The following is an 11,167-nucleotide window of genomic DNA, read 5'->3' as shown; positions in this document are numbered from 1 at the left end:
ATCGGTTGAACGGAGCTCCGGCTGACGTGTGCGCGCGTCAGCGCCGGAACATGAGGTAGGTGTCGTCGCGGCGCAGCACGATGCTGCTGCCGATCGGTTGCTCGCCGACTGGCAGCGGCTGCCAGCCCGACGACTCTTTAAAGGTCTCGATGCCCTCGGCCTCGACCACCAAGCTGGCGTTGTCGTGGCCGCGGGCCTCGATGCGGGCGTCGGCTGGGAGCTCGCGGAGGCTGGGGAGGGCGGCCTTTTGCCCGCCGAGGTGGACCGTGGCTGGGGCATAGAAGCCGCGCTTGGTCGGCTCGAGCGAGGCGACCAGCCGCCAGTCTTCGTCGCCGTCGTTGAGCTTGGCGAGCGCCTCGTGGGACTCGGCCCGGGCGAGCACCGCCGTCTGAGCAAACTTGGCCGGCGAGGTGAAACCGCGGATCAGCCAGATCAGCAGGCCGATCCCGAGCGCGACCAGGCTCCACTTCAGGATGAGCTTGCCCGGGCACACCCAGAAGCTGGGGGCGACCACGCTGACGGTCACCGGGATCTCGAGCTGCGGGCCGCCGGCCGCGTCGCGGACGTGGAGCGTGAACGGGTAATCGCCGGTCGAGCAGCAGTCGGTGGCGGTGAGCGAGACGGTGACCTCGGCGACCGCGCCCGGCTCACCCGTCAGCCGCAGCGTAGACTGGGCGAGGGCCACGCGGAGGTCGTCGGCCAGCTCTGCCGCCAGCTCTGCCGACAGCTCTGCCGCCAGCTCGCTGCCCGGCTCGAGCGAGAGCTCGACGTTCGCGTTGACCGGCGACGGGAAGCGAAGGGTGACCTCGCTGGCCTCGCCACCGGTGACCTGCGCGGTCTGTGCCTCGATGACCGCGTGCCGCAGCAGCGCGCGGATCGGCACCCGTCGTGGGCCTACTTCGGACTGGGGATCCTTGGGGGTGATCGACAGATCCAGCGCGACCGGGAGCTCGCCGAGCTTGTCCGAGATCATCGGGCACAAGGCCGTGGCCTGGATCTCGACCTGCAGCGTGAACGGGTCCTGAAGTGCGACGGTGCTGGGCGTGGGGACGCAGCGCAGGCACGCGAGCTCGCCCGCGAGCAGGTTGGTCTGGCCCGCGTCGCCAGCGACCTCGCAGCGAACGTCGGCCTCGCTGCCGTCGGGGAAGCTGCCCGAGAGCTCGAGCGTGACCACCTGCGGCAGCGCCTGCGGCAGGACCCCGAGCTCGAGCCCGTCGATCGGCTTGTCGGGCTGGTCGGCGCGGGCGACCGCCGTGATCCCAAACGCGACAGCCTGGATCCCACGCTGGACCATGAGCGGGGCTGCCAGCGCGCCGCCCCGGGCCCGGAACCACCGCTCGGTCCGCCCCTCGGGCATGACCCCCAGCTGCGCGTTGAAGCTGCCGTCTTGGTCCGGCTGCATGGCCGAGGGCGCCGAGCAGGCCGGGTCCTGGCATAGTTCGAGCTCGAAGTTGAAGGAGTGGGTCGGGTGGATGGTCTCGCCGCGATCCCCGACCAGTCGGGCCCATGCACAGGCCGGCTGGCCCGAGCGCACCGCTCGCTCGCGCGTCCACGGCAGCGGCGGGGGCTCGTCGGCTTCGCACGGACCGACCACCGCCTCGATCTGCAGGGCGCCGTAGCTAGGGATGACCAGCACCTCGACCCCGGCGTCGGGCGACCGGACCGCGAACGGCAGCTCGTGCGCGCCGGTCCTGGCCACCCGCAGGCTCCAGCCAAACTCGGCGTGCTTGAAGGTGGGGCCGCCGGTCAGCGGATCTTCGCGCGAGTCCATGCTCGCGTCGGTGAACGCCAAGGTGATCGGCGCGCGGCCCTCGGTGCTGACCGCGAGCACCCGGACCTCGCGGGCGCCCGCGAAGCTGCGCTCGAGGCCGACCCGCCCGCCGTCGTCGTAGCGCAGCCCGCGGGAGAACGACAGCACCTCCGCGAACGCGCGCAGCAGCGAGCGCGAGTCGAACTCGATCTTGGGGTCGGCTGTCCAGCCTGTCGCGGTCGCGTACTCGACCAGGGCCGGATCGAGCCGCTCATTGCGTTGGTTCTTGCTGAGCAGCGCGAAGCGAAACCGGCCCTCGGCGTGGCTGCGGAGCCGGGCCAGCCAGGTCTGAGCGGGATCGATCGGGCGGGTGCAGGCGCCGTCCGTCAACATCAGCAGCGTCTGCGGAGCGCCGGCCGCCGCCACGCTCTCGAGAATCGTTGCGGCGCGATCGAGCGCCTGCTTGCACGGCGTCGCGCCCTCGTGCCGGGCCATGCTGTCGAGCCGCGCGCCAGCGAGCGCGCGCTGCCCCTCGCCGCCGTCGCGCTCGGCGAGCAGCTCACGCGGTGACACGAAGCGCGCGGTCTGGGTCTCGCCGCCCGCGAGCTCGTTGAGCCCGACGATCATGACCTGGTCCGCGTCGCTGAGCGTAGCCGCGAGCGCGAGCGAGGCCAGCATGACCAAGCGATCGGGATCGTTGGTGTCCATGCTGCCCGAGTCGTCGATCACGACCAGGTACTGGCCCCACGTCTGTGCTCGGACAGCGGCCGGCCACACGAGCAGGACCAGCGCGACGATCGCCGCCAGGCCCCGGATCACTGCCGAACGCACGGGGGCCCTCGGACGAGGAGCGCTGGCGGAAGGGGAGCTCACGGTAGGCGAGTTGCGACGTGCAACTGGCGATAGGTTCGGATCAATTACCGGGGCGCGCAAGCGTTTAGAATTGTCGCTGAGTCTAGAGTAGCGGTCGTCTGGGAGCGAAAATTGATCCTGCTGCTGCGGACCTCGGGGTGGCCCGGATCTGGGCCACCTCGCCCCAAAGCCTGGTCTCGCGCCCTCTCTAGATCGGCTGTACGAGCGCGTTCACGCAGGTTTCGATCCCCGAACATCGGGAGCTCGAGCGAGTCGCCGCAGCCCGGCTTGCTACCACGGTGGCCATGACTTCACGACCGCACGACGCCCTCGTTCGACCACACGACGCCCTGTTCAAGGCCGCCTTTCACATCCCCGTCCACGCCGAGGCCTTGCTGCGCGAAATTCTGCCAGCAGCGCTCGTTACCGCCATGGCGTGGGACACCCTCACGTTGCAGCCTGGCGACTTCATCGATCCAGCGCTGGCCGATACCCACTCCGACTTGCTGTTCTCGGTCATGCTCGGCGACACGCCAGCGCTGGTGTACGTGCTGATCGAACACCAGAGCACCAACCACCCGGCGATGCCGCTGCGGATGCTCAATTACCTCGGGCGAATTTGGGATCGGTACTTCCGCGACGCGGGCGTGCCGCTGCCGCTAGTCGTGCCGGTTGTCGTGACCCATGCGCCCGGCGGCTGGACGGCCCCAGTGTCGTTCGGCCAGCTGTTCAACCCGGACCCGACATCCATGCCAGGCCTGGCCCCGCTGATGCCCAGCTTTTCGCTGCTGATCAAAGACCTCAGCCATGTCAGCGATGAGGATCTGCATGAGTGGGCGCTCGCTGCGTTTCCCAAGGTCGCGCTGTGGCTGCTGCGTGACGCTCGTGACGGTGAGCAACTGCTGCGAAATCTCGAGCAGTGGGCGGACATCCTCGATCGAGTGCGGTGTACCCCCGATGGGTGGGATGCCGTCACGCAATGTTTTCGGTACATTTCGCAGGTCTGCGGGACGGTGCATTTCAAGCGCTTTTGTGCCAAGCTTCGTGAGCTGATCCCCCACACGGAGAAAATTGCGATGACGTTCGCCGAAGAGCTACACCAAGAGGGTCTGAAGCAGGGCATCCAAAAAGGCCGACAAGAAGGTCGCCAAGAAGGTCGCCAAGAAGGTCGACAAGAGGGCCGGGTCGGATTGCTTCAAAAGCAGCTGGTTCTCAAGTTCGGTGAGCTGACGCCCGAGTACGTCGCTCTCGTCGCGGCGGCGACCGAAGCGGAGCTCGATCGCTACGCCGAGCGGATCCTCAGCGCCGACACGATCGAGGCAGTGTTCGCCGCCTGAGCTGGGCCACCGCTACTCACACGTCACGCAGAACCCCCCGTTGTTGCCCCAATCGAGCGCCCCGCTGGTCAGCGCCAGGGTGTCGAGCCGCGGCAGGTCATCGACAAATTCGATCTGCGTCAGCCGACGCGAACTCAGCATCACGTGCGCGGGTGCGTAGAGCACCGAGACCACGCGCAGCTCGGCGAGGCGCTCGGCGATGTGAACCTTGGCGAGATCGCGGGCGCGTCGGTCGAGGGCGGCTCGGTAGTCGTCGAGCGCGGCGTCGAGCTGCTCGTCCGCGACGCCAGCTACGTTGAGGGCCCCGCGCGAGTGGAACATGTGAAACAGGTCCTCGTCGCTGTGACCGCCAAAGTGGAGCATGGCCACCCGAAAGTCGCCGCGGCTCAAGACCGAGAGCAGATACCGCCATGAGGTCGACGTGTCGGGCGAGCTGACCCCGATCATCTGCCAGGCTCGGCGGATCGCCGTGCCGATCGAGCTCGCCCGCCCCTCGTCTCCGTCCCAGGCCAAGATCACCCGCAGCGGTCCGCCGGGACCACGCCGCATGCCTTTGGCCCGGGCCCGGAACCCCAGCGCATCGAGGCCAGCGGCGGCCCGCTCGGATCCGCGTCGATCGGCCTCGAGCGGGGGCCTCGGCAGCAACCCAGCGCGCAGCGGCTCGCCGATCCTGATCCCGGCGAGCAGCTCGAGGTCGATCGGCGCCGGCTCGTGCAGATCGACGGGTGCCTGGGTCGGCAGACCGGGGGCGTCGTAGATCTGCCGGGCGATCGCGGCGTAGGGCACGGCGTCGTGCAGGGCCGCCCGAACGCCAGGGTTCGCGGACACGCCCTTGCGCAGGTTCCACAGCAACACGTCGTAGCTGGCCGGGCTCACCAACCACGCATACAGGCGCGCAGACATGCCGGGCCTGCCGAGCTCGACGGGCACGTGGTGCGGGGCGACCTGGGCCAGCAGGTGGATGTCGCCGCGGCGCAGAGCCGTCAGCGCGGCCGCGCCGTCGTTGATCGCTCGAACCACCAGCTTGCGCGTGGGCGATTGCCGCCGCGGGTCGCGGTAGTCGTCAAACCGCTCGAGCACGATGCGATCGGTCTCGAGTGATGTCAGGCGCATGGGCCCGGTGCCGATCGGCGCCCGCGTGAACTGAGACGCGCGACGGCTGTGCGCCGCGATCGGGACGATCTTGATCGCGCTGATCGCCTCGAGCGCGAGCGGCTCGGGCTTGTTGAAGCGGAGCTTGACCCACCGCCCTCGGTCGCGCCCCTCGGCCGGGCCGTCGACGATCTCGACCCGCTCGTAGTTGGCGAGCCCGCGTCGCTGCAGCGCGTCGCTGCGATGCTCGTGCAGCCAGTAGCGCAGCGAGTACTCGACGTCCGTCATGCTCAGCTCGCTGCCGTCGTGAAACCGAATTCCCGTGGGGATGTGGCAGCTGATCGTCAGCACCGCGAGCTCACGGTCGACCTCGCAGCGATCGGCGATCGCGGGCTCGACCCACGGGTAGCGATCGCTCGTGCGTCGGACCAGGCCCTCGAAGATCAGGTCGTCGGCGATGCGCTCGGCCCACGGCTCCATCTCGTCGAGCGGGTCGAACTTGCGGGGCAGCTGCGGCAGCGCGATGACGATCGGCTCGAGCGGAGAGATGTCGGCGGCGCTCAGCGCCTGTTCCCGCGAGCTCGGCCCCCGCTCACGCGCGCCGCTCGTGGGGGCTTGGGCAGCCCCGACCCAGGCCAAGCCGCCAAGGCTGCCAGCGAGCAGCAGCGCGCCGAGCGTGGCGCTCGCGACCGCTCGCGCTCGCTGGCGGCGTCGCCTCGCACGCTCGCGTTGCCGAGCCGGCATCCGGACTAGTTCGGCGATGCCGAGGCGCGAGTCAATACGGCTGGTGGCCAGACACGATGTTGTCGACCCTCGTGTAGTCGTAGGTCGAGCTGCGCTCGAACAGCCGCATGCGGAGCAGCGCCTTGGCCCGGACCTGCGGCTGCGTGAGCGCGTCGAGATCCGTGGCCAGCCGGCGGCGTCGAGCCTCGCTCGCGTCAAGCTCGGATCCCCAGCGCGCGTAGCAGTCTGTCACGCAGCCGCGCAGCTTGGCCCAACACTCGCGCTCATCGAGCCCCAGCCGGCCAGCGGCGGCGAATACACAGGTCAGGTGCGCGTGAAACAGGGTGTGCTCGAGCTTGCCGCGAACCTCGTCCAGATCGTCGGTGAGGATGAACGAGCGGTCCGCGAAGCTCGGCGCCTGGATGTTCGGCAGCTCGGCCAGGCGCGGGGTGTGGATCCGAACGCCGCCCAGGTCGCGAACCCAGATCCCGACCAGCCGACCGTCCTTCACATGCGCGAGGGTATTTTGTGCGTGCAGCTCCAGGGCGATCCCGTAGATCGAGAACAGTCGCAGCGCCGGCGGGACCAGCTTGGTGATCCACGCGTCGATCAGGGCCGTGACCCGCTCGACTCGCCCGCCTGGGTACCCGGTGCACGCTCGCTCGAGCACCAGCTCGTCGGTCCCTGGCCACCGCTCGCCGATCGCTGCGCACACCCAACCGTGTTCGCCTGGGTCCAGCGGGGGGACCACGCGCAAGATTGCGCCGAGCTCGCCCGCGCTGGGGCCAACCCGATCGGGCTCGAGCCCAGCGGCCGCCGGCTCTGGCAACAGCCGCAGCGCCGCCGTCTGCGGATCGCGTCGCTGGATGTTCGCGATCAGGCGCGACAGCTGTGGTCCGTTGTGCACACTCATGGGCGAGACCTGGCGCCGCGTCGAGGTCGTGTGCACGGGGCACGCCAGCTTGAGGTGCCGGGTGGGCGCGAGCGCGACCGTACGCAAGCTCAGCAACGAGCGGCACGGCAGCGACGGCCGCTCGACCGCTCGGATCGCGCCGCGCTCGAACAGCGGGCCAAACAGTCGGCGCAGGTTCGGTGGCGAGGCCGGATGGATCGGGACGCGCACGAACCCTGGCGGTGGCGTTCCGAACCACCGCGCAGACTCGTCGGCCCAGTCGCCAGCGACCCGCACCAGCTCGGCCTCGATGTCGACGCAGCCGACCCAGGTCGAGGCCAGCTGCTCGGGCGCGTGACGAACCACCGCTGCGCGGCTCAGCCCCAGGCGCGTGCGGGTCATGGGATGCCACGGGTGCCCGTCGGTCACGAACTGCTCGGGGTCCTCGAAGCGCGGATCGGCGGAGCTTTGAGCGGGGGACCGGGCGCGGGCGCGGGCGAGTTGCTGTCTGAGTTCATCGGCGACGCGGGCCTGGGCCAGGTTGACGAGCGAATTGAGCAGCTCCAGGCTCACTCGAGCGCGATTTTGCGGGTCCAGGCCGGCGCGCACGCTCAGCTGCTCGATCAGATCGAGGGGATCGTCCACGCGGGGGTCGAGCACCCGGATCACGCGGGGGTCGAGCTCGGGCCAGTGCAGTCCAAACGGACCGCGCCGTCGCAGCGGGAGCACCAGCGGTCCGCGCTCGAGCTCGACCTGCAGCGCGTCGCTGCGGTCGTCGCCGTCGAGCAGCTGCTCGCGAGCGCCCGCAAGCAACACCCGGGCCGCGGTCTCTCGGACGGCGCCACGCCACGCCCGCTCGAGCAATCCAGATCGCCAGACCGAGGGATCGGCGAGCTCGCGCAGCGGACCGTGGCCGAGCACGACCATCCATCGCCGCCACGCCGCCGCCTCGTGGGCCAGGACCCTCGCTGTCGGAGTCTCGAGACCGTGGCGTGGCTGGGGCAACATGGCGACCGTACTGCGGCAGCCCCAGTTCGTCAGCACCCCAGTCCGCTCGCACGGACCGCTCGGCGCCGCGCGCTGGGTGCGCGGTCACCGTGCCGTCGGCAACTCCAAGTGGACGAGGCGGCCGAACCAGCCTACGTTGGCCATATGGATGGTGCGCGCGAGGTCGCTTGGGCGGTGACGCGCACTGGATGCATGCGGGCCCAGATCGCCCACGACTTCCAGTCCCTCGTCACCGAACTCGAGGGCGCGTGGAGTCACCTGTTTCCTCGTCGGCTGGGCTACCAGATCCGCACCGAGACCTGCAGCGACGCGATGGTGCGGCTGCACGTGCGACGAGGTGACTTCGAGGGGTGCGTCGAGCTGTGCTGTGATCGGGACGACCCCCAGCGGAGCGATCGGCGGGACGCCGTATTGATTCGTGCTGTGGCCAGCGCTCGATCGCAGCGAATGGTGGTCGCCGAGGCTTCTGGCAAGCGGGCGATCCGTCGCTCGCGTTGGATCGCTGCCGTGATCAGCGCGGCGGTCGGTGCGGGGTTTTGTTGGCTCGCGGCCGGTGTCCAGATGCCGGTGGTCGGCGGGTTGATGCTCACGGCGATCACCGTTTGTCTGCTGGTCGGCGGCGACAACCTGGGCATGCGGGTGGGGGAGGGCGTGGCCGCGCACCGCCGCCAGATCGCCGAGCGAGCGGTTCAGGACGATCTCGGCGTTCAGGCTGACATTCGCCGCTGGAACAGCCTCAATCGGCAGCTGCGAGCGCATCGGCGGGCGCTCGCGCGGGGCTCGAGCGGGGCCCCGTTTCGCCGGGCAGCCCTGGGCGCTTGACCGGGCGCAGCCTGCACGGGGCTCGCAGCATCGCCGGGTAGGGAGCCGCAGTGGCCAAGCTTCGTGGGTTTTTTCTCGCATGGCCGCGCGCTTGCTAGCCTGATCCCACGCTGGTGCCGACTGCCGCTTGGGCATGGCGCCGCGACGCGGGCTCGCCCGCCAAGGTACTGCATGCCGGTTCAGCAACGTCGACCCTCACTCTCACGCGCCGCCGCGGCGCTGGTTGGCGTCGCGCTGCCGCTGCTCGCCGCCGGCTGTGACCACGCCAAGGCCCAGACCGCGACCCCCGAGGTCGTCCAGAGCGAGTCGGGGGTCGACCTCTTGCGCCGCGAGAACGCAGCCTTGCGCAACCGCGTGCAGGGCCTCGAAGAGCGGGTCCGCCTGCTCGAGAACGGCGGCGGCAAGAGCTGGGGCAGCACCAGCCTCGGCACCACCGGCTACGACAGCTACGGGGCCGCTGCCGGTCCCGACGACGGCGCGTGGGAGACCTCCGAGTACGACGGTCCCCGCGAGCTGCCGGTCGTCAAGCTCACGCCCAACGAGCGCCGGTCCGCCCAGGCCACAAACGTCGCGAAGCCGAGCGCCCAGCCGGCGGGCAACCCCGGACGCTCGAAGGGCTCGATCACGCTGTCGCCGCTGCCCAACAGCGGCGCGCCCGAGCAGCACGGCAGCAGCTACGTCGTCGACGCTCGTGGCGGTGACGACCAGGACGACAACGACTACGTGGACGCGCCCGACGACGCAGCTGGCGAGCCCGCCAGCTATCGCCTGGTCGGCAGCAAGCTGGTCCAGGCCACGCAGCGCAAGCCCACCGCCAGCGCGGGTCCCAGCGACCGCGACTCGGGCGTGGCCAAGGACTACAAGGCCGCGATGGCCGTCTACAAAGACGGTCGCTACGCCGACGCCGAGCAGGCCTTCGCCGCGATCGTCGGTGCCCACCCCAACCACGACTACGCTGACAACGCGCTCTACTGGCAAGGTGAGGCCGCCTACGATCAGGCCCACTACGCCGACGCGCTCGCGGCCTTCACCACCGTCGTCGAGCGTTACGGCGGCGGCAACAAGGCCCCGGACGCGCTGCTCAAGATCGGGCTGTGCTACGGCCGGCTTGGCGATGCTGCCAACGCCCGCGATGTCCTCACCCAGCTCGTCGCCGCGTACCCGCGCGCGGAGGCCAGCAAGATCGCCAAGCGCAAGCTCGCCGACCTCGGCGACTGAAGTTCGGAGCCCCATGCGCATCTCGTCAAGCTCGAGTGTCCCCGGTCTGGTCCTGCTGTTCGCCGCCGCCCAGCTCCCGCTGATCGGCCCCGCCTTCGCTGGCCCGCCAGCCGGCGACAACCCGGCGTCCACGCGCGGGACCACCAGCGTCGGCGTTGGCGGGTTCTCGCCGCCACCCCAGGGCGAGTTCGACCCGTCGACCACCGCCGATCCAGGCTTGCTCGATCGCTCACGCTCGCAGGCCGCCGATCAGACCTACGGCGCGACCGGGGCCGGCGATCGAGTCGGCTACGACATCATCGACGCCGGACTGTACACCAGCGACGACTGGGGCGACGGCACCCCCGACTTCCACATCGTCGAAGAGGGCGACACGCTGTCGGAGATCTGCGCCTACTACTACGGCGACATGTACCTGTGGCCGAAGATCTGGTCGTACAACCCGCACATCACCAACGCCCACTGGATCTTCCCAGGCGACCGGATTCGGCTCACGGATCCCTACGAGTCTGCGACCGGAGACGACAGCGGGCTCGGCTACGCGAAGTCCTACAACCCCAGCAAGGGTGGCAGCCAGACCTATCTGCTCGAGCGCTACGCGTTCATCGACGAAGAAGAGATCGACAAGGCCATGGAGATCACGGGCGGCGCCGAGCCTGGGATCATGATGGGGACGCTGGACACCGCGTACATCGACTACAAGCCCGAGAACCCGCCGATCCCCGGCGAGCGCCTGAGCGTCTATCGCAAGAAGACGCCTGTCTACGACATCAAGGTCAAGGGCAAGAAGCAGAAGCTCAAGCAGGGCAAGCGGATCGGCTGGCTCGTCGAGGTCGTCGGCGAGGTCTACGTGCGCAGCGTCGCCGACAAGTCGGCCGAGGCCGAGATCGTCGACTCCGTCCGCCCGGTCGAGCGTGGTCAGCGGGTCGGCGAGCTCAAGACCCGGTTCGCGCGGGTCGGCCCGACCGCCAACGAGGTCACGATCAACGGACTCGTGGTCGAGACGATCCGCGAGCACACCATCAACGGCGAGGCGCAGTTCGTGATCATCAACATCGGGGCCTCCGACGGGGTCCGCCGCGGCAACACCCTCGAGGTGGTCCAAAAGGGCGACGCCTACACGCCCGATCACCGCCTGCATCAGCCCTACGAGAAGGGCCATCCGCGGCGGGTGTACGCGAGCTTGTTGGTGCTCCAGATCGAGGGCGACAGCGCCCTGACGGTGGTCACCGAGTCCCTGCGCGAGATCGTGACCGGCGATCACGTCGAGCTGATCGCCGAGGGCGAGACCCCGCCCGACTTCGATCCCTACGATCCCGGCACCCGCGACGAGCGGCGCAGCAACAACGCGGCGGCCAAGGGGTCAGCGAGCAGCGGCGACGGCGAGGCCGAGGCGTCCGGCGAGCTACGGCTCGGCGGCGGGTGAGGCTTCTATCAGCTCGGGTCAGGCTTCTGACCCCAGCTGATAACAGC

7 protein-coding genes are annotated in these 11,167 nt (G+C 69.6%); 4 read left to right on the top strand and 3 right to left on the bottom strand.

The genetic code is table 11. The annotated features are described in order from the left end of the window. Nucleotides 1-37 precede the first annotated feature (37 nt). The gene (locus ENSA7_RS43695; protein ID WP_181233779.1) at nucleotides 38-2,581 is read right to left on the bottom strand and encodes a vWA domain-containing protein; all 2,544 of its coding nucleotides are present in this window, start codon (nucleotides 2,579-2,581) and stop codon (nucleotides 38-40) included. Between the two features lie 326 nt (nucleotides 2,582-2,907). On the opposite strand from ENSA7_RS43695, the gene ENSA7_RS15900 reads away from it, so the two are divergent. Further along, on the top strand, nucleotides 2,908-3,939 hold the full coding sequence (locus ENSA7_RS15900; protein WP_146157741.1) for an Rpn family recombination-promoting nuclease/putative transposase: 1,032 nt from the start codon (nucleotides 2,908-2,910) through the stop codon (nucleotides 3,937-3,939). A 12-nt stretch (nucleotides 3,940-3,951) separates the two neighbouring features. Here the strand turns inward: ENSA7_RS15900 and ENSA7_RS15895 are convergent, their stop codons facing one another. Both ENSA7_RS15895 and ENSA7_RS15890 read right to left on the bottom strand, forming a co-directional pair. Then, nucleotides 3,952-5,775 carry an ABC transporter substrate-binding protein gene (locus ENSA7_RS15895; protein ID WP_106090138.1) on the bottom strand — a complete coding sequence of 608 codons (1,824 nt, stop codon included), beginning with the start codon at nucleotides 5,773-5,775 and terminating at the stop codon, nucleotides 3,952-3,954. 31 nt (nucleotides 5,776-5,806) lie between these two features. Then, nucleotides 5,807-7,654: an IucA/IucC family protein gene (locus tag ENSA7_RS15890; protein ID WP_106090137.1), complete on the bottom strand. Its 1,848-nt coding sequence runs from the start codon at nucleotides 7,652-7,654 to the stop codon at nucleotides 5,807-5,809. 174 nt (nucleotides 7,655-7,828) lie between these two features. On the opposite strand from ENSA7_RS15890, the gene ENSA7_RS15885 reads away from it, so the two are divergent. The 3 genes from ENSA7_RS15885 to ENSA7_RS15875 all read left to right on the top strand — a co-directional run bounded on the left by ENSA7_RS15885 (nucleotide 7,829) and on the right by ENSA7_RS15875 (nucleotide 11,120). Further along, nucleotides 7,829-8,476, top strand: a complete 648-nt coding sequence (locus tag ENSA7_RS15885; RefSeq protein ID WP_146157740.1) for a hypothetical protein — start codon at nucleotides 7,829-7,831, stop codon at nucleotides 8,474-8,476. A 171-nt stretch (nucleotides 8,477-8,647) separates the two neighbouring features. Then, a complete protein-coding gene (ybgF, locus tag ENSA7_RS15880) occupies nucleotides 8,648-9,694 on the top strand; it encodes a tol-pal system protein YbgF (protein WP_106090135.1) in 1,047 nt (348 codons plus the stop codon). A 13-nt stretch (nucleotides 9,695-9,707) separates the two neighbouring features. After that, nucleotides 9,708-11,120: a LysM peptidoglycan-binding domain-containing protein gene (locus ENSA7_RS15875; RefSeq protein ID WP_106090134.1), complete on the top strand. Its 1,413-nt coding sequence runs from the start codon at nucleotides 9,708-9,710 to the stop codon at nucleotides 11,118-11,120. Nucleotides 11,121-11,167 lie beyond the last annotated feature (47 nt).

Origin of the sequence: Enhygromyxa salina (assembly GCF_002994635.1) — a bacterium.
Taxonomy (GTDB): Bacteria; Myxococcota_A; Polyangia; order Nannocystales; family Nannocystaceae; genus Plesiocystis; species Plesiocystis salina_B.
Note: the sequence above shows the minus strand (reverse complement) of the source record. Positions and strands in the feature narration are given on the sequence as shown.